Origin of the sequence: Streptococcus vestibularis ATCC 49124, from assembly GCF_000188295.1 — a bacterium.
GTDB lineage: Bacteria > Bacillota > Bacilli > Lactobacillales > Streptococcaceae > Streptococcus > Streptococcus vestibularis.
The window spans coordinates 1,454,847-1,477,575 of the sequence record NZ_GL831112.1 but is presented as its reverse complement, the minus strand read 5'-3'; the positions used below and the strand labels follow the sequence as shown (position 1 = coordinate 1,477,575).

The following is a 22,729-nucleotide window of genomic DNA, read 5'->3' as shown; positions in this document are numbered from 1 at the left end:
TCAAAGTATGACAAAAGCCCTGCATATGCAAGGCTTTTTTATATTATTACGTAGTGAGATAACTTTGTTCTACCACAAGCGGAATGAGAATGAGAGGACTGAGACACCCGCAAAGATAATTAAGGAAGCTACCAAGCGCCCAATAAGAAAGGCTGAGAAAAACGGGGCACTAAAAAGTAGGAGACCGAATACCAGACAAATCAAGGCGATTGATAGGGCAGGTTGTCCTGAGAAGCCGAATTGACGTTGGCGATAAGCTTGAAAGCCTTGTGTAAAGGCTGAGACAAGAAGCCACCAAGCGATAATGGTTACAGCTACACCTGAGAGTACCCATGCTGATGTCGATAGCAAAATAATCCCAAAAACAATGGAAATGATACTCTGAAGCAGTTGGAAGAAGGAGCGGTTTTCGTTATCACGTTTGAAATAAACCATGAGACTTGAAACACCAGAAATGAGCATCACTAGAGCAAAAAGCCAACCAACAATGGCAAGAAGGTTTGTAGGATTAGCGAAGAAAAAGACACCCAAGAGAGTGATGAGAATCCCACTAATTAATGTAAAACTTTTCATACGATACCTCTTATTAATTTTTCTTAATACTACTATGTAAGGTAAAAATTGTCAAACAAAGACCCACTTTAGATTGGTTGGATCTGATAAGTGTAGGTAGCAGCCCTTTTAGTTTTGGTAGCTACTTGGCGTCCTGTTTTTTGGAAAAGATGCTTAAAGCGGCGTAAGAAATTTGTGGAGTCCATCTTAAGGTATGTTTCATTAAATGTCCCAAACAGTTGACGGTAGGTGGTCAAGGTACTTTCCTCTGGCATAATGTTGAGGATAGTTGGGTAGTATTCAAGTCTCCCCTTAATACGTTCCATAGCAATCAAAAGGATTTCCCAGTGGTCAAAGGCGAGGTCATCATGTGACAGCGTCTTGTCACCGTCAGTAAGCTGCAACTTGCCATTGACCATAGCGATATCTAACCAATGCGTAGATGCTGCATCATCGGCAGCCTTATCCATTTGAATATCATTAAAAGTCATGAAACAGAGGTACGCTATTGTAATGGTCCACATACGAGGATCTCGATAAGGTGTTCCTACTGTAACGAGTTGCTCGATGTGATCAGTGTTCAGCTGAACTGATGTCTCCTCACGTACTTCGCGACAGACAGCCGTATTGAGGTCTTCTTGCTCCTGAACGAAGCCACCACTAAGAGCATATTTTCCCATGTAGGGATGATTTTTTCGTTTGATAAGCAAGGTTTGGACTCTTCCTTCAAAATATCGGAAGATGACCGAGTCTACAGTTACTGAGGGTTTGGCATACTTATCCACTTCTTCTCTACTGTAGATTTCCAGGAAGTCTTTTTCGATACCAGAGTTTTCGAAGGTTTTAGACATATTTTTAGCCTCCTAGTCTATATTGTTAATTTTGAGTGAAAATGATTTTGCTGAAGCAATCCATTAGATTTCGATATGCAGACGTTCTTTAATTGCCTTCTTGGCGTAATGGTAGTTGTCAGCAAAAAAACTGTCACTATCACTGTTTTCTCCTAAAATAACGATTTTATCCTTGAATGGTGATAGTAGGTTCAAGAGATGCTTGGTAAACCAATCCCGTGTTCGGTTATCAGCCATAGTCATGTCACGAAAACCATCATCTACATAGTTTGATTTTGGCGGTATCACAAAAATCAAATCCCACTTTTCACGAGCTTGGGTTACCTGATAGAGTCGATCTAACATATCGAACTCTTCTTGTGAAATGTTTTCTTTTAAATAGTAGTCGATATATACCTTAGTGACCGTTGAGTTGGTATCTGCAAAAATAAGCCCTGAGTGTTGCCCGTTGTCAATAATCTCAGCTGTCTGGGCATATTGATCGGTTAAGAGGTGAATATAATCATTGGTATCTAACTCGTCATCTCGGACATTATACTTTTCTTGATATTCTCTGGCATATTCAAGTGAGCAAGGGGCGTTGTAAGTGCGAGCCAAATCCTTAACAAGGGTTGTTTTTCCTCCACTGGCAGATCCGACAACTAGGATCTTACGAGTAAAGTGGCGACGGAAAGGTTTGGTGATAAACCGCCAATTTTCCATAGGATTATCGCGAATCTCAGTAGCAGAGATATTGATAATAGAACGTTCGATGAGCTCTACCTGAGCTTGAGGGTAGTAGCGATTGAGCTCGATCACGTACTCTGGCTCTCCAACATAGAAGGTAATCTTTTCAGAACTATCCGTATTCTTAGTGATAAGCTCTTTGACGCGGCTAACCCATAGCACCCAACCTTCTGGATAGGGAGGCATATCAGCTTCGTCCAGTTTATCCACAACGACTAGTTCATCATCGTAGAAAACTTCACGGACATAACGAAAGCGTCGGTTGAGCGACAGGCCTGTGCGTGTCCCACGATCTTTTTGTGTGTTGCCGCCACTTACGATGACAAGGACGTTGTCGTTAGCGCGTTTTGCCTTTGTGATGAGGTCGACATGTCCTACATGCATTGGTGCAAAGGTTCCAAAAACAATACCAATACTCTTTCCTGATAAATGTTTTCTTTTCATAGGCTTATCCTTTTTTAATATAGTAAATTTACTATATTAATGGTAACATAGTTTCGAGGTAATGTAAATAGATGAAATAGTAAAATAACTAAATTGTTTTTTCAAATAAATTCAGCTTCAAGTCTTTAAATAAGGAGAAAATTTTTGAAAGAACACCCCAAAAAGGTAATGCGCTTACATTGCTGACGTGATAGGTTTTTACAAAAGAGGAAGAATTACCCATGTAATAAAATATAACATGCAAATCGAAAAAATGACAAAAAACACTTGACAAGAAGATTCTGAAAATTTATACTATTCATGTAATTAAATTACTAAGGTAATTATTTGAAAGGAAACATTGATATGACAACAGGTAAAGAGTACGTTGCTAGCGTTTTTGAAAAAGTGAAAGCTCAAAATGGCCATGAGGCTGAGTTCCTTCAAGCAGTTGAAGAAGTTTTCGATTCACTTGTTCCTGTCTTCGATAAATATCCTAAATATATTGAAGAAAACCTTTTGGAACGTTTGGTTGAACCAGAACGTATCGTTTCATTCCGTGTGCCATGGGTTGACGATAAAGGACAAGTACAAGTAAACCGTGGTTTCCGTGTACAATTCTCATCAGCTATTGGTCCTTACAAAGGTGGTCTTCGTTTCCACCCATCTGTAAACCAATCAATCATCAAATTCCTTGGTTTCGAACAAATCTTTAAAAACTCATTGACTGGTCAACCAATCGGTGGTGGTAAAGGTGGATCAAACTTCGATCCTAAAGGTAAATCAGATAACGAAATCATGCGTTTCTGCCAAAGCTTCATGACTGAATTGAGCAAACACATTGGTGCAGATACAGACGTACCTGCAGGTGATATCGGTGTTGGTGGACGTGAAATTGGTTACCTCTACGGCCAATACAAACGCCTTCGTAACGAGTACACAGGTGTCCTTACTGGTAAAGGTTTGAACTGGGGTGGTTCACTTGCTCGTACAGAAGCAACTGGTTACGGTGCCGTTTACTTTGCAGAACAAATGCTTAATGCACGTGGTGAAAACTTTAACGGTAAAACAGCAGTTGTTTCAGGTGCTGGTAACGTTGCCATCTACGCTATCGAAAAATTGCAAAGCCTTGGTGCCAAAGCGGTAACATGTTCTGACTCATCTGGTTTTGTTTATGATCCAGATGGAATCGACGTTGACTTGTTGAAAGAAATCAAAGAAGTTAAACGTGAACGTATCGTTAAATATGCAGAAGCTCGTCCAAATGCAACCTTCACACCTGCTGGTGGTGAAAAGACAGTTTGGTCAGTTAAAGCTGACTTGGCATTCCCATGTGCAACTCAAAATGAATTGGATGAAACAGATGCAGAAACACTTGTAGCAAATGGTGTATTGGCTGTTTCAGAAGGTGCTAACATGCCTTCAACTTTGGGAGCTATTGATGTCTTCCTTAAAGCTGGTGTATCATTTGGTCCTGCCAAAGCTGCTAACGCTGGTGGTGTTGCTGTATCAGCTCTTGAAATGGCGCAAAATAGTGGACGTACATCATGGACATTCGAAGAAGTTGATGCTAAACTCTACGATATCATGAAAGGTATCTACGAAAATGCTGCAGCAGCTGCTAAAGAATTTGGTCATGAAGGTAACCTTGTTGTAGGTGCCAACATTGCTGGATTCCTTAAAGTTGCAGATGCTATGTCAGCACAAGGTATCGTTTAATTGATAGACTATTACCGATAGCCTCTCAATAAAATAAGAAAAGAAGCCTGCGGGTTTCTTTTTTTGTCTGTTTTACTAGATGGTAGGCCTTTTGATATAATAGGTCAAGGTGATTAATATGAAAAGGGAGTAAATAGATGATAAAAACAATCGTAAAGGATGTCTTTTTCCTTGGACAAAAATCGACAGAAGCGACTAAAGAAGACCTCTATTTAGCAAAGGATTTACGTGATACACTGGAGTTTCATAAGGATGCCTGTGTGGGTATGGCTGCCAATATGATTGGAGTTAAAAAGCGTGTTATTATCGTCAATATCGGTTTTGTTAATCTAGTCATGTTTAATCCTGTTTTAGTCAGCAAGTCCTCACCTTTTCAAACAGAGGAGTCTTGCTTGTCTTTAGAAGGAAGTCGTCCAACCAGACGTTATGAGTCGATTGAGGTTGCTTATTTAGATGAACAATGGATGCTTAAACAGTTAAATTTTTCTGGAATGCCAGCCCAAATTATTCAACATGAATTGGATCATTTGGAGGGGATTATTATTTAGATAGCCTAGCCCAAGCGGTCTAGGCTATTGAGTTCAAAGCCTTAAAAACCAAAGTTGCGGGAGTGAGAGTGGAAAGCAATTTTCTTTCTCGCTCTTTTTTTAGTTCTCATAAGAACTTTTTTCTTGACAATAGTTCTCACAAGAACTAAAATAGTTTCCATGAGAATTATTCAAGGAGGAGCTTGCGATGCATGAGAAAGATCCTTTTAGTGAATTCAGAGAATTCATCAATACTATGGAATCTCGCGTGCAAGAGTTGGGTAAAGCGTATGGTGTTGAGCATTTAGCTGGCCCGCAAGGATTTGCCGTCAGGTACTTGTTTGAGAATCAAGATAAAGAAATATTTATCAAAGATATTGAGAAAAGACTATCTATTTCCAAGTCAGTGGCTAGTAATTTGGTCAAACGTATGGAGAAAAATGGTTTTGTTGAATTGGTGACATCTGATAAGGACAAACGCTACAAGTATGTTCATCTGACAGACTTGGGTGAAAAGAAGGCCCAAGATGTCGGATATTTCCGAGAGGCTATCCATGAACAGTTGTTAGATGGTATTTCGAAAGAAGATGCTGAAACAGCTTTTCGAGTCTTTCACCAAATTCGTATGAATTTAGAAAAAAATAAGGAGTAACTTATGTTTAAAATCTTTAAACGTTTAACGACAAAAGAGTTAATCATGATTGTCTTAGCGGTGATTTTTGTTTGCTTGAACGTCTATCTAAACTTGAAAATTCCAGACTATATGTCTGATATTACGACACTCTTATCAACTAAGGGAACTAAGGCATCGGATATTTTTGCTTGGAATACGGATGCCCCAGGGATGCGAATGCTTTTAATGTCCTTTGCGGGCTTTATGGCCTCTGTAGTGGTTGGTTTTCTAGCTGCCAGAACAGCAGCAAGTTTTACTACTCGTCTTCGTGATGATATCTTTCATCAGGTTCTAGATTTTTCGGATGCCGAGATTAAGAAATTCTCTATTCCTAGTCTTTTGACCCGTACGACAAACGATATTACACAATTACAGATGGTACTGACCATGGGCCTACAGGTCATTACACAGGGCCCTATCATGGCTATTTGGGCGATTACAAAGATTGCTGATAAAAATGGGAACTGGCTTCTTGCCTTGCTTGTGGCTGTGGCAGTAATTGCCATTCTCATGCTCTTCCTCTTGATTATGGTCATGCCTAAGCAACGCTTGATTCAAACTCTGACAGATAAACTTAATAGCGTAACGCGTGAATCTCTTACTGGGATTCGTGTGGTGCGTGCCTATAACGCTGAAAGTTATCAAGAGGATAAATTTGAAAAGGCCAATACTGATTTGACCCAAAACAATCTCTTTATCGGTCGTTCTTTTGCCTTACTGACACCGGTGATGACTGCTGTATCTAGTGGTTTGACGCTAGCTATTTATTGGATTGGTGCGCATCTAATTGAAGATGTTAAGATTCCAACAGATCCAACTAAGATTGCTGGTGCCATGGAAAACAAGGTCCATCTCTTCTCAGACATGGTGGTTTACTCATCTTATGCCATGCAGGTTGTTATGGGATTCATGATGATAATTGTTGTCTTCTTCCTTCTTCCACGAGCAGTTGTAGCAGCTGGACGTATCAATGAAGTTTTAGATACTCAATCTTCAGTTTCTTACCCTGAACATAGTTCTGAAAAGCCTAAAGAAGTGGGTATTGTCGAATTTGATGATGTTTCCTTCCGTTATTCTGAAACTTCAGAGCCTGTTTTGGAGCATGTTAGCTTCAAAGCTAAAAAAGGAGATACGGTTGCTTTTATTGGTTCGACTGGCTCTGGTAAATCAACACTTGTCAACCTTATCCCACGTTTTTATGATGCCACGCAAGGAACTATCAAGGTTGACGGTGTAGATGTGCGACATTATGACCATGAAACTTTGCACAATATAGTCGGTTATATTCCACAGAAGGCTGTGCTTTTCTCAGGTGATATCACGTCAAATATGACGATGGGAACGAGTAATAACAGTCCCCTTGATGATTCTAAGATTTGGGAAGCTCTCGAATTGGCTCAAGGAAAAGATTTTGTTGAAAATAAAGAAGGTCAACTTAAAGCAGAGGTTGCCCAAGCCGGGTCTAACTTCTCAGGTGGACAGAAACAACGTTTGGCTATTGCGCGTGCCTTGGCACGTAAGCCTGAAATCTTGATTTTCGATGATTCTTTCTCAGCCTTAGACTATAAGACCGATCGTAAGTTACGTCAAGAACTGGCTGAAAAAACACAAGATTTGACCAAGTTGATTGTTGCCCAACGCATCTCTACTATTATGGATGCTGACCAAATCTTGGTTCTTGATCAAGGTAAGGTCGTTGGTCAAGGAACCCACAAGGAACTCTTGGCTAACAATGAGGTTTACCAAGAAATTGCCTATTCACAATTGTCTAAGGAGGAGTTAGAAAATGGAAAATAAGCCAAAAACATCATCCTATAAACGCTTAAAACCCTATATTAAAGGTTTCCAAATTCCGTTTGTCCTTGCGATTTTTGGAGCAATTATTTCAGCTGTCATTACAGTTATTGGACCAGATAAGCTTAAAGGAATTACCAATACTATTACTGAAGGTATCACACCTACAAAAATGGGGACGATTCCAGGCATTGATTTGGACAAGGTAGCAAGTATTGCTATGACCTTGGCTGTTTTATATGTTATTTCAGCCATTGTTGGTTACTTACAAAGTTTTACGGTTGCGACGGTTACACAACGCTTTTCACAACGTTTCCGTACAGCTATCCAAAAGAAAATCAACAGTGTCCCTCTTAATTATTTCGACAGTCATTCTCAAGGAGACACACTCTCTCGTGTGACTAATGACGTTGACCTTTTGGGACAATCGCTTAGTCAAGGTCTGGGTACTCTAATTACTTCAAGTATTCTCTTGGTAGCAGCCATTATTATGATGTTCTACTCAAATGTCACTATGGCTTTCACTGCGATTGGTTCTGTCTTGATTGGATTTGTTCTAGTAGCCTTTATCATGGGCTTCTCGCAACCACTTTTTAAACGCCAACAAGAAAATTTGGCTAACATTAATGGGTACATTGAAGAAATCTACACAGGTCAAGCAGTTGTAACGAGCTACAATGCATCTAAAGAAAGCAGTCAAGCTTTCAAGGGGCTTAATGATAAGCTCTATAAATCTATGTGGCAATCACAGTTTATCTCTGGTATTATGATGCCACTTATGATTTTCATTGGGAACTTTGGTTATGTCATGGTCTGTCTTGTGGGTGCTATCAAAGTTATTGACGGTAGCTTGACTATTGGTGATGTGGTAGCCTTCATGACCTATGTTCGTATCTTCTCACAACCTCTTTCTCAAATTGCACAAGGAATTACACAACTCCAATCATCCATTGCAGCCATTGGTCGTATCTTTGAATTTTTGGAAGAAAAAGATATGGACGACGAGTCAGCTAAGACAGCTGAGTTGACAGATACTAAAGGTCAAGTAGTCTTTGATCATGTTTCCTTTGGTTATACTCCTGAAAAGACTATTATTCATGACTTTTCAGCTCTTGCTAAACCAGGTCAAAAGATTGCGATCGTTGGTCCAACGGGTGCTGGTAAGACAACCATTGTTAACCTGCTCATGAAATTCTATAATATTGATCAAGGCCGTATCACCATTGACGGTGTGAATACGAACGACATGAAACGTGAAACCGTTCATGATCAATTCTCTATGGTGCTTCAAGACACTTGGCTTTTTGAAGGTACTATTCGTGATAATTTGATTTACAACCAAGAGAATATTTCTGATGAGCAAGTTATTGCTGCAGCTAAGGCCGTGGGTGTTCATCACTTCATCACCACACTTCCAAAAGGTTACGATACCTATTTGGATGATTCTGTTACTTTATCAGTTGGTCAGAAACAACTTTTGACCATTGCGCGTGCACTTCTTAAGGATGCTCCTCTTCTTATCTTGGACGAGGCAACATCATCAGTTGACACACGAACAGAAGAATTGATTCAGAAGGCTATGGACAAGCTTATGGAGGGTCGTACGTCCTTTGTCATTGCCCATCGCTTATCAACCATTCGAAATGCCAACCTTATCCTTGTGATGAAAGATGGTAACATTATTGAACAGGGAAATCATGATGAGCTCATGGCAGCAGAAGGTTTCTATGCCGATCTTTATAATAGTCAGTTTACGGAAGAAGTGGCCTAGGATATTCTTAGAAAATTATAAGATTTAACAAAATTCCATAAAATGTATGGCTGTAACTCATGCGTTTTATGTTATACTGAGAAAAAACAGACAGATTAGGAGACCAAGATGCAATATCGCAAAGCAAGACAAGATGAAGTTTAAAAAGTGGCATAAGTGTGCGCAGATGCTTTTGAAGATTATCCCTGCCTTTTGATGAATGCTAGTAATTTAAAGAATCCTAAACAGTATGATGAGTTTGTCTTAGCTTTGCAGAAGATCCGTTTAGCTATAAAAATGGACTCTTGTTTGATGGATGAAGAGGATGGTCGCATTGTTGCAGCAGCTATTTTACAGCATTAGACGGAGTCTATGCTTAAGAACCTTCAGAATGGGGCGACTAAGCTTTTCCGTTTTATAAGCATTACTAGGTTGTTCAAGTATTTTAATTTCGTTGAAGAGTCTGAAAGACACCTGGAAGATTCTGCAGAGTACGACTGGTACCTGATGATGTTGACAGTGACTCCGGAAGAATGACTACAAGCAATGTGGTTATAAGGTCTTGGCTTACGAGAAACACAAATTGGACAACTGGCCTTTTGTCAAATCTCTTGATGAATAGCCTTGTGCTATTTAACTTAGATAAGCAAAATGAATCTGGCTTCGGCTGGATTTTTTTCTTAGCTTTAGAGTCCTTCTTGTCTGGCTCATTCCTTATTTTTAAGCCTAACTATGCTATAATTAGGAAACGCTATTAGAGGAGGTTTATATGTCAACTCCAAGTATCTATGGGGAATATGCTCAGTATCTCCCCAAGATTTTACAAGAAATAACAGACCCAATTATTGCGGCTAATATTACTAGCAAAAAAGAAACAGGTTTCAAACTCTATGAGCATTTCATTTCACGAATTAAAGAAAGCGATTCTATGCGTGAAAAGTGTCGTAGGAAAAATTTGCCTGAGACCAGTCGGTCTGCTCTCAAGGAAATTCGTGACAGTATTGGGATTCGAATTGTTTGTGGCTTTGTCGATGATATTTACAAAACTATTGATGTCATCAAGGCTATCCCTGACGTTTCTATCTATAACGAGAAAGATTATATTCTAAATGCCAAGCCAAATGGCTATCGCTCTTACCACCTCATTTTGCAAATGGAGACGGATTTTCCAGATGTTCTAGGCAATGATAAAGGGACCTATTTTGTTGAGGTTCAGCTTCGGACCATTGCTCAGGATTCCTGGGCCAGTTTGGAGCATCAGATGAAGTACAAGCACGACATCAAGAATCCAGAAATGATTACCCGTGAGCTTAAGCGCTGTGCGGATGAATTAGCTTCATGTGATTTGACCATGCAGACCATCCGTAACTTAATTCAAGAAGGAGGGGACTAGAATGGCTTTGAAAATTTTACTAGCTGAGGATGAAGAGGCTCTTTCCCGAGTTTACAAGGCAGCCCTAGAGCATCAAGGTTATGAGGTGGATCAAGCATTCAATGGGCAAGAGGCAGTAGACCTAGCTGCACAGAATGCTTATCAAGTAATAATTATGGATATTATGATGCCCATAAAAACAGGTATCGAGGCATTGAAAGAGATTCGCTCCTCTGGGGACAGGACGCATGTCATTATGTTGACAGCTATGGCTGAAATTGATGATCGCGTGACAGGACTTGATGCTGGGGCGGATGATTACTTGACCAAGCCGATTTCCCTAAAGGAACTTTTGGCTCGTCTACGGTCGCTAGAGCGTCGTGTTAGTGAAACTTTTACCTCCAAAATTTTGACCCTTGGTTCTGTTCGCTTGGACCAAGAGGAACAAGAGTTGGTAGCTGGGAACGCTATTCGACTTTCAAGCAGAGAGACCAAGTTAATGGCCCACTTCATGCTCAATCCTGCCAAGAAATTAACCACTGATCACCTTTTTAAAACTATCTGGGATGATGAGGAAGATGTGGACGAGTCAATTGTCTGGGTCTATATTTCCTACCTGCGCCAGAAATTGCAAGCCATTCAAGCGGATATTAGTATTCTTGGTGAAAAGGGTGGCGACTTCTGCCTTCTGCAAGATTAGAAAGGAGTAGCCATGTTTAGACGTTTACGACTTCAGTTTATAATGATTACTTCTTTGGCTATCCTCTTTATCTTGATCTTTACGGTGGGAATCATCAACACTGTGAGGTCCTTTCAGACGGAGCAGGAAATTAGCAAGGTCCTCAACATACTCACAGAAAATAATGGAAGCTTCGGAAAAATCAAAAAAATTGAGACTAATCAAGGGCGCGAGATTCCATCAGATAGCTTTCGTTTTTTCAGTTTGACCTTGTCTGACGATAAGGTTGTTAGCCAGGATACCAGCCATACATCCCTAATAAACGACGAGGAAGCGGCTAGATATGCTCTGACAGTTAGTCGCTTGACCAATAATCTTGGAACGATTAGAGAAAAAATATCAATCTGAGTTATCAGGTTAGCAAAGTCAGCAGAGATAAAATCCTTGTAGTTTTTTTGGACACGTCTTCTTATTACAATTCTTCCCAAGCCTTGTTCAGTCTTTCTATTCTTTTATCACTGTTTGCTTTTATCTTTTTTGTCGTCATTGTCAGTGCTTTGTCAGGAATTGTCATTCGTCCCTTTATTCGAAACTATGAAAAGCAACGGCGTTTTATCACTAATGCTGGTCATGAATTGAAAACCCCATTAGCTATTATTTCTGCTAATACGGAGTTACAGGAACTCATGACAGGGGAGAATGAATGGACTAAGTCAACTAATGACCAGGTGGCACGTTTGACCAATCTAGTCAATTCTCTTGTGGCTCTATCTCGTCTGGAAGAGCAGCCGGACATGGTTCTTCAAGATGTGGATTTTTCCTATATTACAGAGGATGCAGCCGAGGACTTTAAGGGACCTGTCGTCCGAGATGGCAAATCCTTCGTTATGGATATCGCCCCAGATATCCATGTAAAGGCTGAGGAGAAGTCTCTCTTTGAACTTGTAACTCTCCTTGTGGACAATGCTAACAAGTATTGTGATCCAGAAGGGACGGTTACTGTAAGACTTCGTCAGATTGGAAGAACGCGTAAAAGGGCTCGTTTAGAAGTGTCAAACACCTATAAAGAAGGTAAGGAAGTTGATTATAGTAAGTTTTTTGAGCGCTTTTATCGTATTGATGAGTCCCATAATAACAAAGAGCACAGTGGTTTTGGCATAGGTCTATCCATGGCGCAAAGCATGGTTAAATTATTTAAAGGGCGAATCTTTACCTCCTATAAAAATGACACCATCACCTTTACAGTTATCTTGTAAACATATTTTTTTAAAATATTTGACTAGGTGAAAATCCTAATTTATGATAAAATAGTAAGGATGAAGATTTAGTGTTCGCTTTGTCATAAAGAGACCATTTGTCAATCTGGAAAGAGATTTATCCCCTTCTTAATACGATGGTCATTTACGGATTAGGAATGATAAATCTGAGCCAAGAATAAAATCAGAAAAACAACATAGTTAATAGGGAGAAATCATGGTAGAACCAAAATACAAACGTGTCCTCATTAAACTTTCAGGTGAAGCTTTGGCTGGTGAGCGTGGTGTTGGGATTGATCTTCCAACCGTACAGACAATGGCTAAAGAAATAGCTGAAGTCGCAGAATCAGGTGTTCAAATCGCCTTGGTTATCGGTGGTGGTAACCTTTGGCGTGGCGAACCTGCAGCTGAAGCAGGAATGGATCGTGTTCAAGCAGACTATACGGGAATGCTTGGTACAGTTATGAATGCCCTTGTTATGGCTGACAGTTTGAAACAATTGGGTGTCGATACACGTGTTCAAACAGCGATTGATATGAAATCTGTGGCAGAGCCTTATATTCGTGGCCGTGCCCTTCGTCACCTTGAAAAAGGGCGTATTGTTATCTTTGCAGCTGGTATTGGTTCACCATACTTTTCAACAGATACAACGGCAGCTCTTCGTGCCGCTGAAATCGAAGCCGATGCTATCCTTATGGCTAAAAATGGTGTTGATGGTGTCTACAACGATGACCCTCGTAAAAACGCTGATGCTGTCAAATTTGACGAATTGACACACGTAGAAGTTATCAAACGTGGTTTGAAAATTATGGATGCCACAGCTTCTACCCTTTCAATGGATAATGACATTGACCTTGTTGTCTTTAATATGAACGAACCAGGAAATATCAAACGTGTTATTTTTGGTGAACACATTGGGACAACCGTATCTAACAAAGCAGAATTACATAAATAAGAAAGAGAGAACTCATGACAAACGCAATTATTGAAAAAGCAAAAGAACGTTTTGCCCACTCACACGAGTCATTGGCCCGTGAATTCGGAGCTATCCGTGCAGGTCGTGCCAATGCATCACTTCTTGACCGCATCACTGTGGAATACTATGGTGCTCCAACACCACTTAACCAATTGGCTTCAATCACTGTTCCTGAAGCACGTGTTCTTTTGATTTCACCATTTGATAAAGGATCAATCGCTGATATCGAACGTGCCATTAATGAATCTGACCTTGGCATCAACCCAGCTAACGATGGCTCTGTAGTCCGCTTGGTTATCCCAGCACTTACAGAAGAAACTCGTAAAGAGTTAGCCAAAGAAGTGAAAAAAGTCGGTGAAAATGCTAAAATCGCTATCCGTAACATCCGTCGTGATGCAATGGATGAAGCTAAAAAGCAAGAAAAAGACAAAGAAATCACAGAAGATCAATTGAAAGCTTTGGAAAAAGATATCCAAAAAGCAACTGATGACGCTGTTAAGAAGATTGACAGCATGACAGCAGAAAAGGAAAAAGAACTTCTTACTGTTTAATCAATAGAAAAATAAGGAGAGTGGGACAGAAGCAAAAGAGCATGGACTATGTTAGCTTCCTTGTCCGACTCTCTTTTTAGAGGAAAAAAGATGAATACATTACTTGGAACGATCATTACTGCCCTAGTAACTGATGAAAATGATAAATTTTACTTTGTACAAAAGGACGGTGTGACTTTTGCCTTGTCTAAAGATGAGGGAGAACACGCCATTGGTGACATGGTGATAGGCTTCGCCTATACAGATAGTAAGCAAAAATCACGTCTGACTCAAAAGGAAATCAAGGCAACTCGCGATTCTTATGATTGGGGAGAGGTCACTGAAGTCCGCAAAGATTTAGGTGTCTTTGTAGACGTAGGAATTCCAGATAAGGAGATTGTTGTCTCTCTCGATGTTTTGCCAGAACTCAAAGAGCTTTGGCCTAAGAAGGGGGATAAACTCTACATCAAACTCGATGTTGACAAAAAAGACCGTATTTGGGGACTTCCTGCCGAACCTGAGGTCTTTCAACGCATGGCTGGACCTGCTTACGATAATATGCAAAACCAAAAATGGCCAGCCATTGCCTACCGTCTTAAACTGTCAGGAACCTTTGTCTATCTGCCAGAGAATAACATGCTTGGCTTTATTCATCCATCAGAACGTTATGCTGAGCCGCGCTTGGGTCAAGTCCTTGAAGCGCGCGTGATTGGTTTCAGAGAAGTTGACCGCACCCTTAACCTTTCTCTTAAACCACGTTCTTTTGAAATGCTCGAAAATGATGCTCAGATGATTTTGACCTATTTAGAGAGCAATGGTGGCTTTATGACTCTTAATGATAAATCATCACCAGCAGATATCAAGGCGACCTTTGGTATTTCTAAAGGACAATTCAAAAAAGCTTTGGGTGGTCTGATGAAGGCAAAAAAAATCAAACAAGATCAGTTTGGAACAGAATTAATCGGTTAGGAGAAGGCATGAGAAAATCCTTTTATACTTGGCTGATGACTCAACGTAATCCAAAATCAAATGAACCAGTGGCAATCTTAGCCGATTTGGCTTTTGAAGATTCAACCTTTCCTAAGCATACCGATGATTTTGAAGAAGTTAGTCGTTACTTGGAAGATCAGGCTAGTTTCTCTTTCAATCTAGGCCAGTTTGACCAGATTTGGGAAGACTATCTAGCACATTGATAGGGATAAGGTTTTACCATAGGTGTAATCGTTTTTTACAATTTTTATAAAGCGGTTAGCATTTGAATTGGGATGAATTGTTACATGTTTTTACAAATATCTCAGATGTTTTTCAATAAATTAGGCTTGTTACAACTAGTTAGTAATTGCTTTAAAGAGCAGTAAGTCACAACTTTTTTGATGGAAAGTGTGGTATTATTGTAGATATTAAAATTGTTAAAAAGGGATGAATTATAGATGTTATCAAAATCTAAAACTACAAAGGCACTTCTTTACTCGACTGCAGCACTTTCACTTTTTGCTGCTAGCCACGTACATGCCGATGAAGCTTCTAACTGGACAGCACGTTCAGTAGATCAAATCAAGGCAGATATCTCTGTAAATGATAATCAACAAACTTACACTGTTCAATATGGTGATACTTTAGGTAGTATTGCTGAAGCGATGGGAATCGATGTGAATGTTTTGGCTAACATCAATCAAATTACAAACATTGATTTGATTTACCCTGGAACAGTCTTGACAGCAACTTACAATTCTGATAATCAAGCAGTCTCTGTTAAAGTTGAAACTCCAGCTTCAGAAACATCAACCACACCTGTAGTTGCAGAAGCTAATTTGACAACTAACGAAGTGACTGTAAATGGTCAATCTGTAGTTGTAGCGGACTTGACAGCTCCAGTTGAAACAGTAAGCACAACAGCTACTCAAGTACCTGCTACAGAAGCATCAACTCAAGCTGTTTCAGAAGTAACAGAAGCTATCGCATCAGTATCAGAAGCACCAGCATACGCAGAAACTGAACAACCAGTTGCTGATGCTATTGATCATGTAACTGCGTCAGCAGAAACTACTCCAGCTGCTGAAACACCAGCACAACCTGAAGTAAAAGAAGAAGCTCCAGCAGCAACGTCAGAAGCGTCTTCAGAAGCACCAGCAACTTCAGAGGCACCAGCAGAACAGCCAGTTGCAGAGCCAGCAGCAACATCAGAAGCTGCCTCAGAAGCACCAGCAGCTTCAGAGGCGCCAGCAGAACAGCCAGTGGTAGAACCAGCAGCAACATCAGAAGTAGCATCAGAAGCACCAGCGGCTTCAGAGGCACCAGCAGCACAACCTGCATCAACAAATACACTTCCAACGGATCCACACCTTCAACCACAAGCTGAAGCTTTCCGTCAAGATGTAGCAGCAAAATTTGGTCTTACTGATATCGGTGGTTACCGTGAAGGTGACCCACAAGACCATGGTAAAGGACTTGCCGTTGACGTTATGGTACCAGTTGGTTCAGAAGTTGGTAATCAGGTTGCACAATATGCTGTAGACAATATCGCAAATGCAGGTATCTCATATGTCATCTACAGACAAAAATTCTATGCACCAGTAAACAACATCTACGGACCAGCCAATACTTGGAACCAAATGCCTGATCGTGGTAGCGTTACTGAAAACCACTATGACCACGTTCACGTATCATTCAATGCATAATTAAGAATTACAAAAAGTCACGCCTGGCGTGATTTTTTTGATATAATGGAGAAAAATACGAAAGAAAGAGGAACTCTATTTGCAAGAGTATTCTGTTGAAATTACCCTAAACCACCCAGATGACGTCTTGTCGCTTTTCGGGACTAATGAACGACATTTAAAACTCATTGAAGAAAACCTAAATATTATTATCCATGCCCGAACAGAGCGTGTGCAAGTCCTTGGGGATGACGAAGAAAGTGTCGAATTGGCCCGCTTGACCATTCAAGCCCTCCTTGTTTTAGTGGAGCGTGGGATGCTAGTCAACACTTCAGATGTTGTCACGGCCTTAACCATGGCTCAAGATGGTTCGATTGATAAGTTTGTTGCTTTATATGAAGAAGAGATTATCAAGGACAACAGTGGTAAGCCTATTCGAGTTAAGACCCTAGGGCAAAAGGTTTATGTTGATAGCATTAAAAGCCATGATGTGGTCTTTGGGATTGGTCCAGCTGGTACAGGTAAAACCTTTTTAGCGGTCACTCTTGCAGTAACAGCTCTTAAACGTGGCCAGGTGAAACGTATTGTTCTAACACGTCCGGCTGTTGAGGCAGGTGAAAGTCTTGGTTTTTTGCCTGGTGATCTCAAGGAAAAGGTAGATCCTTACCTTCGTCCCGTCTATGATGCTCTTTATCAAATTCTTGGTAAAGAGCAAACGACTCGTCTTATGGAACGTGAAATTATTGAAATTGCGCCACTCGCCTATATGCGTGGTCGTACTCTTGAAGATGCCTTTGTTATCCTTGATGAAGCGCAAAACACAACCATCATGCAGATGAAGATGTTCTTAACGCGTCTTGGCTTTAATTCTAAGATGATTGTCAATGGAGATATGAGCCAGATTGACCTTCCACGTCGTGTAAAGTCAGGTCTTATTGATGCTATGGAAAAACTAAAAGGAATCAAGGCCATTGATTTTGTTCATTTCACTGCTAGTGATGTCGTCCGTCACCCAGTTGTTGCTGACATCATTAATGCTTATGAAAAAGATGCACCTAAAGTTGACTTTGAGGCGAAACCAGAGCAATCTAATGAGGTTGAAGAAGCATCAGGATTGACCGAATACCCAGTCATTGGTGTTGAGGATGTTAAAAAGTAAATAGATGAAAAGAGGTTTGAGAGTAAGTGTTTTCTACCTCTTTTTTTCTTTTCTAGTCCAGTAACAGATTTTCTCTCTATTTTTGGTAAAATAGTACTAAAGAGTAGGCTAATATGGGGGAAAGATTTTGAAAGTATCAAGAGAGCTATATTCCAGATGGTGCCTAGCAGATGGTAAAAGACGAAGCTACTTAGGCATATTCAAATGAATTGGTAAATTTGACTTAGTGGAGAGAAAATAATGATAACTTGTATAAAGATTTTCTAGTTGTTGAGAACATGAAATGTCAATTTTATTATCTTTCTTATAGGGATGGGGAACCTTTTGTTTTACTATTTGAGCATGACGAAAAGCTACCACAGACTTTTGACCCCCATACAGGAACTTTGAAACAGGATTCAACAGTCTCTGAATATAAAGCCTTAGTGATTTCTCATATTGATAAGCTTTCTAAAAAGGGAGAGGAGTATTCAAGAGTAAAAGAAGTATCTGTCCGAAGGTGTGTGGATGTTTATAAAAAATGTTGACGCAAAAACGAACTTATGAAAAGCGTCCCAATGCTATCGTTCTGATTGTTTATGCTAATGATGGACATATTGAGTCGCGTAGAACTTTTAAACGATTGACTTCAGAGGAAGTTAAAGGGCTCATAAGTGGTTATGAGTGGGATTATAAGTATGCCTTGGATCATCATAAGGACTGAGATCAATATGGAAATTATCTCATCTGGCGCTGATAAGTAAACCGACCAAGCAGTTTTTTTTACTATGGAGAATAATATCCTAAAGATTTATTAAAGAAACTTACAGTCTTTATGATAATTGTCAAATACTATTTGGCCATTTATTTTAGTACAATAGGATAGTAGACCAATAAAAAAGGAGATTATTATGAACCAGCAAGAGTGGATTGAGTACTTTGAATTAGTCAACGGTCGTAAACCAACTCCGGCAGAGTTATCTCAAGCTCAAGCAACAGGCGAGTTTATCCTTGAGCGACCTAACGTTTTAAGCTCAAATGGACAAATGAGGGAGCAAAGACCGATTAAGCCAGCTGAACCTGTGATTGCTATGACGCAACAGCCTCAGTTTGCCCAAACAGTAGCAACTTTCCAACAAGTAGTTCCCCCTAAAAAAGGTATGTCTAAGAAAACTAAGATTATTTTGGCATCGTTCTTAGGATCCTTGGTAGCGATTTCACTTATCGTTGGTGGCTACTCACTATGGCGTTACCAATCAGGTAAGATTGCGGATGGAACATACGAGGTAGTAGCCTATTCTTATCGCGATGATGATAAAGACAAGATGGTTGATGGCATAAATGAATACAAGGACGAAGATTTGGATTTGCAGTCTTTTGTGGTTGTAAAGAATAATCAATCTAGAACCTACAATTTAGTAGAGGGTGACAATAAATCATATGTTAGTTTGATGGACTATGAGATAGATATTCCTCAGATATTTGATCCGTGGAATAAAACACAAAGTCAAGCTTTAAATGCGGACCAAGTCGAAGATATCACAAAAGACTTCATGAAAAAGATGAGAAAAGACTATTCGTTCTATACCAAAGAGGCAGCTGACAAAGTCGTTAAAAAAACAACAAGAGAATATAAAGATACCTTGAGGGAAAAACGTACTTATGTCAAACATGGTGATGAATACACTCTGACTACTTATGGTGAAAAAGGGAAGCTTGAGTCACGTATTACCTTTAAACGTCTAAGTAAATCTGATACAGACAAACGTTGGAATGATTATGAAGACGCTGTCAAGGATTATAAGAAAGAGCTGAAGTCTTATAGTGATCAATATGATAACTACAAGGATTACTTTGATTATGGTTATGGCTATAGTGACGACTATGGTAGCGATTCAAAATCAAGCTCTAGTGGTAGCAGTAGCAGTAAAAAGAGCGTTGATAGAATTTAACATTCATAAGTTTAATAAAGCAGTATCAGGCTTAAAGTCAGGTACTGTTTTTTCTTTTTATGAAAATGGTCAAATAGATTTTTGGCATTTTTCTGCTAAAATAGGAGTATCAATGAAAAAAGGGACTTTTATGAACGAAACAGAATGGTTAGATTATTTCGAAACAATCAATAATTGCAAACTAATCGAAGAAGAAATTCAACAATCCAAAGCGAACAGCGAATTTATAGCCTCAGAGCCTGTGGCAGAGAATAGTCAGCCACAAGTTTAGATGAGTGAGCCAGTAACTGAATAAGTGACACCAGTTGTGGCATCTAAAAAAGTCTATATTAAGACTTATAAGGAATTTCTTAAAGAGACGGTTCACTATAAGGTTAATGCCGATAAAATCAATGTCCTTACCTATGATAAAAAAGGCAAACTTTCAGAAGAAAAAGTCTTTAAAGGTCTAACAAAAGAAGAGAAAAAACTGGATTACGACTATGAGCGTGATGATAGGGACGATAAAAAACTTTCATTTCTAGGTGAATATTAAAAGATCAAAAATCAGCTAGTCTGGTTTTTTTAGTGTTTAAAACGTGCTATAATAAGATGTTATATCATCAGTGTTAGCCCATTTGTTAACACATGAAAGGAAATTAAAATGACAAAAACATTCTACATCACAACACCTATCTACTATCCATCTGGTAAATTGCATATTGGTTCTGCCTATACTACCATTGCCTGTGACGTCTTGGCACGTTACAAACGCATGATGAACTATGATGTCTTCTACCTTACTGGGCTTGATGAACACGGCCAAAAGATTCAACAAAAAGCTGAAGAAGCAGGAATCACACCACAAGAGTATGTGGATGGTATGGCTGTTGGTGTTAAGGACCTCTGGCAACTTTTGGATATCTCATACGATAAATTCATCCGTACGACTGATGATTACCATGAAAAAGTTGTTGCTCAAGTTTTCGAGCGTCTCTTGGAACAAGGGGATATCTACCTTGGTGAATATTCAGGTTGGTACTCAGTGTCAGATGAAGAATTTTTCACCGAAAGTCAGTTGGCAGAAGTTTACCGTGATGAGCAAGGGAATGTCATTGGTGGTGTGGCTCCATCAGGACATGAAGTGGAGCTAGTTTCTGAAGAATCCTATTTCTTTAAACTTAGCAACTACGCAGACCATTTGACTGACTTCTTTAAAGAACACCCAGAATTTATCCAACCTGATGGTCGTATGAATGAAATGCTTAAAAACTTCATCGAGCCAGGCTTGGAAGACTTGGCGGTATCACGTACAACCTTCACTTGGGGAGTTAAAGTACCATCAGATCCAAAGCATGTTGTTTATGTGTGGATTGATGCCCTTATCAACTATATTACCGCCCTCGGTTATGGGCAGGATGAGCATGGTAATTTTGACCTTTTCTGGCAAAATGATGAAAACCATGAAATCATCCACATGATTGGTAAGGATATCCTTCGTTTCCACTCAATCTACTGGCCAATCATCTTGATGGCACTTGATTTACCATTACCTACACGTCTTGTTGCTCATGGTTGGTTTGTCATGAAAGACGGTAAGATGTCCAAGTCTAAAGGAAACGTCATCTATCCAGAAATGTTGGTAGAGCGCTTCGGTCTTGATCCACTTCGTTACTACCTCATGCGTAGTCTTCCAGTTGGTTCAGATGGTACCTTCACACCAGAAGACTATGTGGCTCGCATCAACTATGAGTTGGCTAATGATCTAGGAAACCTCCTCAACCGTACAGTTGCTATGATTAACAAGTATTTCGGTGGTCAAGTGCCTGTATATGTTGAGAATGTTACAGACTTTGATGCTGATTTGGCTAAGGTTGTGGCTGAAAATATTGAAGAGTTCCACAAACAAATGAATGCTGTGGATTTCCCACGCGCCTTGGATGCCGTTTGGAACATCATTTCACGTACCAATAAGTATATTGATGAAACAGCTCCTTGGGTCCTTGCCAAAGAAGATGGTGACAAGGAACAATTGGCAGCAGTGATGGCTCACTTGGCGGCTAGCCTTCGTGTGGTAGCTCACCTCGTCCAACCATTCATGATGACCACTTCAAATGCCATCATGGAACAGCTCGGATTGCCAGTGGTATTTGACCTTGAAAATCTCGAACTTTCAGGTTTCCCAGAAAATGTGACAGTCGTTTCAAAAGGAACTCCAATCTTCCCACGTCTTGACATGGACGAAGAAATTGCCTACATCCAATCTCAAATGAACGCAGGCAAACCACAAGAAAAAGAATGGAACCCCGAAGAAATCGAACTTAAATCTGAAAAAGACCAAATCAAATTTGAAGACTTTGACAAGGTTGAAATTCGTGTTGCTGAAGTTAAAGAAGTTGAAAAAGTGGAAGGTTCAGACAAATTACTTCGCTTCCGTCTTGATGCTGGCGATGGTGAAGACCGTCAAATCCTCTCAGGTATCGCTAAATTCTATCCAAACGAACAAGAATTGGTCGGCAAGAAACTTCAAGTTGTGGCGAACCTCAAACCACGTAAGATGATGAAGAAATATGTCAGCCAAGGTATGATTCTTTCTGCTGAACATGACGGTAAACTCACTGTCTTGACAGTAGATCCATCTGTTCCAAACGGAAGTGTGATTGGGTAACAGTAATTCTGTTTTATAGTATTTCCTTAAGTGGGAGTGGGAAAACGAATTGATTTTGAATGATAAGTCTTCTGTTCCTTTCCTTATTTTGATTTCGCCGTATACCCCTACTCACCTAAGAGTAATCAAAACAAGATATTTTTAACATTAAAACGAGTTCAGTCGAACTCGTTTTTTTATGCACTATATTTCAATAAATGTTTAATCTGTTCTACGCTTCCATCAGGTCCATAGGTATTAGAGTATCTGTTTAGTTTACTAATAGCATCAAGGTCTCCTTAGTGTTGGGGTAGTAAGCTATCTCGGATTTCTTCGATAAATGCTTGAATAATTGTAGATTGTTTTTGTTTATTGTTGGTTACAAAACCCAAAGTGTGCTTGGGACTATCCTTAAGTGGGATTAGGACAATCTGATCCTTGATAAAACTGTTGACAATACCAAGGCCAGAAGCATAACTATCAGAGGAACATAGCAGATTCATGACACTGCCTCGGTCATTACTGTAG

Annotated in this window: 22 protein-coding genes and 2 pseudogenes; 20 read left to right on the top strand and 4 right to left on the bottom strand. The window is 39.8% G+C overall.

The window, feature by feature from the left end; all coding sequences use genetic code 11:
* Positions 1–69: 69 nt before the first annotated feature.
* From HMPREF9425_RS07110 to HMPREF9425_RS07100, 3 genes are all read right to left on the bottom strand, one after another.
* Complete coding sequence (locus tag HMPREF9425_RS07110; RefSeq protein WP_003095580.1) at positions 70–573, bottom strand: HdeD family acid-resistance protein; 504 nt, start codon at positions 571–573, stop codon at positions 70–72.
* A gap of 68 nt (positions 574–641) precedes the next feature.
* A complete protein-coding gene (locus tag HMPREF9425_RS07105) occupies positions 642–1,403 on the bottom strand; it encodes an NUDIX domain-containing protein (RefSeq protein WP_003097820.1) in 762 nt (253 codons plus the stop codon).
* A gap of 63 nt (positions 1,404–1,466) precedes the next feature.
* Positions 1,467–2,573: an AAA family ATPase gene (locus HMPREF9425_RS07100; RefSeq protein ID WP_003097817.1), complete on the bottom strand. Its 1,107-nt coding sequence runs from the start codon at positions 2,571–2,573 to the stop codon at positions 1,467–1,469.
* A 345-nt stretch (positions 2,574–2,918) separates the two neighbouring features.
* Between HMPREF9425_RS07100 and gdhA the strand changes: the two genes are divergently transcribed.
* From gdhA to metG, 20 genes and pseudogenes are all read left to right on the top strand, one after another.
* The gene (gdhA, locus tag HMPREF9425_RS07095; protein WP_003095495.1) at positions 2,919–4,271 is read left to right on the top strand and encodes an NADP-specific glutamate dehydrogenase; all 1,353 of its coding nucleotides are present in this window, start codon (positions 2,919–2,921) and stop codon (positions 4,269–4,271) included.
* Positions 4,272–4,408: 137 nt separating this feature from the next.
* Positions 4,409–4,819 carry a peptide deformylase gene (locus HMPREF9425_RS07090; RefSeq protein WP_003097815.1) on the top strand — a complete coding sequence of 137 codons (411 nt, stop codon included), beginning with the start codon at positions 4,409–4,411 and terminating at the stop codon, positions 4,817–4,819.
* 187 nt (positions 4,820–5,006) lie between these two features.
* The gene (locus tag HMPREF9425_RS07085; protein ID WP_003097812.1) at positions 5,007–5,450 is read left to right on the top strand and encodes a MarR family winged helix-turn-helix transcriptional regulator; all 444 of its coding nucleotides are present in this window, start codon (positions 5,007–5,009) and stop codon (positions 5,448–5,450) included.
* Positions 5,451–5,453: 3 nt separating this feature from the next.
* Positions 5,454–7,268, top strand: a complete 1,815-nt coding sequence (locus HMPREF9425_RS07080; RefSeq protein ID WP_003097810.1) for an ABC transporter ATP-binding protein — start codon at positions 5,454–5,456, stop codon at positions 7,266–7,268.
* Positions 7,258–9,036, top strand: a complete 1,779-nt coding sequence (locus tag HMPREF9425_RS07075) for an ABC transporter ATP-binding protein (protein ID WP_003097807.1) — start codon at positions 7,258–7,260, stop codon at positions 9,034–9,036. The genes HMPREF9425_RS07080 and HMPREF9425_RS07075 overlap by 11 nt, the downstream gene beginning before the upstream one ends.
* A gap of 156 nt (positions 9,037–9,192) precedes the next feature.
* Positions 9,193–9,378, top strand: a complete 186-nt coding sequence (locus HMPREF9425_RS07070; protein ID WP_037621567.1) for a hypothetical protein — start codon at positions 9,193–9,195, stop codon at positions 9,376–9,378.
* Between the two features lie 406 nt (positions 9,379–9,784).
* A complete protein-coding gene (locus HMPREF9425_RS07065) occupies positions 9,785–10,408 on the top strand; it encodes a GTP pyrophosphokinase (protein ID WP_003095383.1) in 624 nt (207 codons plus the stop codon).
* Between the two features lies 1 nt (position 10,409).
* On the top strand, positions 10,410–11,087 hold the full coding sequence (locus HMPREF9425_RS07060; RefSeq protein ID WP_003097797.1) for a response regulator transcription factor: 678 nt from the start codon (positions 10,410–10,412) through the stop codon (positions 11,085–11,087).
* Between the two features lie 12 nt (positions 11,088–11,099).
* A pseudogene (locus HMPREF9425_RS07055) lies at positions 11,100–12,322 on the top strand (sensor histidine kinase).
* Between the two features lie 217 nt (positions 12,323–12,539).
* On the top strand, positions 12,540–13,277 hold the full coding sequence (gene pyrH / locus HMPREF9425_RS07050; protein WP_003095632.1) for a UMP kinase: 738 nt from the start codon (positions 12,540–12,542) through the stop codon (positions 13,275–13,277).
* Positions 13,278–13,291: 14 nt separating this feature from the next.
* Positions 13,292–13,849, top strand: a complete 558-nt coding sequence (gene frr, locus HMPREF9425_RS07045) for a ribosome recycling factor (RefSeq protein ID WP_003095421.1) — start codon at positions 13,292–13,294, stop codon at positions 13,847–13,849.
* Between the two features lie 90 nt (positions 13,850–13,939).
* Complete coding sequence (gene cvfB, locus HMPREF9425_RS07040; protein ID WP_037621565.1) at positions 13,940–14,797, top strand: RNA-binding virulence regulatory protein CvfB; 858 nt, start codon at positions 13,940–13,942, stop codon at positions 14,795–14,797.
* 8 nt (positions 14,798–14,805) lie between these two features.
* Positions 14,806–15,021 (top strand): YozE family protein, encoded by a 216-nt coding sequence (locus HMPREF9425_RS07035; protein ID WP_003095562.1) that lies wholly within the window; start codon positions 14,806–14,808, stop codon positions 15,019–15,021.
* A gap of 237 nt (positions 15,022–15,258) precedes the next feature.
* The gene (locus HMPREF9425_RS07030) at positions 15,259–16,506 is read left to right on the top strand and encodes a LysM peptidoglycan-binding domain-containing protein (RefSeq protein WP_003095370.1); all 1,248 of its coding nucleotides are present in this window, start codon (positions 15,259–15,261) and stop codon (positions 16,504–16,506) included.
* 79 nt (positions 16,507–16,585) lie between these two features.
* Positions 16,586–17,644, top strand: a complete 1,059-nt coding sequence (locus HMPREF9425_RS07025) for a PhoH family protein (protein ID WP_003095658.1) — start codon at positions 16,586–16,588, stop codon at positions 17,642–17,644.
* 520 nt (positions 17,645–18,164) lie between these two features.
* Positions 18,165–18,347, top strand: coding sequence for a hypothetical protein (locus HMPREF9425_RS10400; protein WP_003097781.1), 183 nt, complete (start codon positions 18,165–18,167; stop codon positions 18,345–18,347).
* A 187-nt stretch (positions 18,348–18,534) separates the two neighbouring features.
* Positions 18,535–19,575 (top strand): hypothetical protein, encoded by a 1,041-nt coding sequence (locus tag HMPREF9425_RS07015; protein ID WP_003095655.1) that lies wholly within the window; start codon positions 18,535–18,537, stop codon positions 19,573–19,575.
* Positions 19,508–19,846 (top strand): hypothetical protein, encoded by a 339-nt coding sequence (locus HMPREF9425_RS07010; RefSeq protein WP_128637831.1) that lies wholly within the window; start codon positions 19,508–19,510, stop codon positions 19,844–19,846. Before HMPREF9425_RS07015 ends, HMPREF9425_RS07010 begins: the two co-directional genes overlap by 68 nt.
* A gap of 24 nt (positions 19,847–19,870) precedes the next feature.
* The gene (locus HMPREF9425_RS07005; RefSeq protein ID WP_003095552.1) at positions 19,871–20,110 is read left to right on the top strand and encodes a hypothetical protein; all 240 of its coding nucleotides are present in this window, start codon (positions 19,871–19,873) and stop codon (positions 20,108–20,110) included.
* A gap of 108 nt (positions 20,111–20,218) precedes the next feature.
* The gene (gene metG, locus HMPREF9425_RS07000; RefSeq protein ID WP_003097774.1) at positions 20,219–22,222 is read left to right on the top strand and encodes a methionine--tRNA ligase; all 2,004 of its coding nucleotides are present in this window, start codon (positions 20,219–20,221) and stop codon (positions 22,220–22,222) included.
* Between the two features lie 278 nt (positions 22,223–22,500).
* Here metG and HMPREF9425_RS10395 read toward each other — a convergent pair.
* Positions 22,501–22,729, bottom strand: a pseudogene (locus HMPREF9425_RS10395) (LysR family transcriptional regulator); the annotation flags it as partial.

Bases quoted from the DNA above. Each gene is read 5' to 3' on its own strand.
- HMPREF9425_RS07030 (WP_003095370.1), top strand. From the start codon at position 15,259: ATGTTATCAAAATCTAAAACTACAAAGGCACTTCTTTACTCGACTGCA.
- HMPREF9425_RS07090 (WP_003097815.1), top strand. From the start codon at position 4,409: ATGATAAAAACAATCGTAAAGGATGTCTTTTTCCTTGGACAAAAATCG.
- metG (WP_003097774.1), top strand. From the start codon at position 20,219: ATGACAAAAACATTCTACATCACAACACCTATCTACTATCCATCTGGT.
- HMPREF9425_RS07035 (WP_003095562.1), top strand. From the start codon at position 14,806: ATGAGAAAATCCTTTTATACTTGGCTGATGACTCAACGTAATCCAAAA.
- HMPREF9425_RS07075 (WP_003097807.1), top strand. From the start codon at position 7,258: ATGGAAAATAAGCCAAAAACATCATCCTATAAACGCTTAAAACCCTAT.
- gdhA (WP_003095495.1), top strand. From the start codon at position 2,919: ATGACAACAGGTAAAGAGTACGTTGCTAGCGTTTTTGAAAAAGTGAAA.
- frr (WP_003095421.1), top strand. From the start codon at position 13,292: ATGACAAACGCAATTATTGAAAAAGCAAAAGAACGTTTTGCCCACTCA.
- cvfB (WP_037621565.1), top strand. From the start codon at position 13,940: ATGAATACATTACTTGGAACGATCATTACTGCCCTAGTAACTGATGAA.
- pyrH (WP_003095632.1), top strand. From the start codon at position 12,540: ATGGTAGAACCAAAATACAAACGTGTCCTCATTAAACTTTCAGGTGAA.
- HMPREF9425_RS07065 (WP_003095383.1), top strand. From the start codon at position 9,785: ATGTCAACTCCAAGTATCTATGGGGAATATGCTCAGTATCTCCCCAAG.
- HMPREF9425_RS07080 (WP_003097810.1), top strand. From the start codon at position 5,454: ATGTTTAAAATCTTTAAACGTTTAACGACAAAAGAGTTAATCATGATT.
- HMPREF9425_RS07015 (WP_003095655.1), top strand. From the start codon at position 18,535: ATGAACCAGCAAGAGTGGATTGAGTACTTTGAATTAGTCAACGGTCGT.
- HMPREF9425_RS07060 (WP_003097797.1), top strand. From the start codon at position 10,410: ATGGCTTTGAAAATTTTACTAGCTGAGGATGAAGAGGCTCTTTCCCGA.
- HMPREF9425_RS07100 (WP_003097817.1), bottom strand. From the start codon at position 2,573: ATGAAAAGAAAACATTTATCAGGAAAGAGTATTGGTATTGTTTTTGGA.
- HMPREF9425_RS07010 (WP_128637831.1), top strand. From the start codon at position 19,508: ATGGTAGCGATTCAAAATCAAGCTCTAGTGGTAGCAGTAGCAGTAAAA.
- HMPREF9425_RS07110 (WP_003095580.1), bottom strand. From the start codon at position 573: ATGAAAAGTTTTACATTAATTAGTGGGATTCTCATCACTCTCTTGGGT.
- HMPREF9425_RS07085 (WP_003097812.1), top strand. From the start codon at position 5,007: ATGCATGAGAAAGATCCTTTTAGTGAATTCAGAGAATTCATCAATACT.
- HMPREF9425_RS07105 (WP_003097820.1), bottom strand. From the start codon at position 1,403: ATGTCTAAAACCTTCGAAAACTCTGGTATCGAAAAAGACTTCCTGGAA.
- HMPREF9425_RS10400 (WP_003097781.1), top strand. From the start codon at position 18,165: ATGTTGACGCAAAAACGAACTTATGAAAAGCGTCCCAATGCTATCGTT.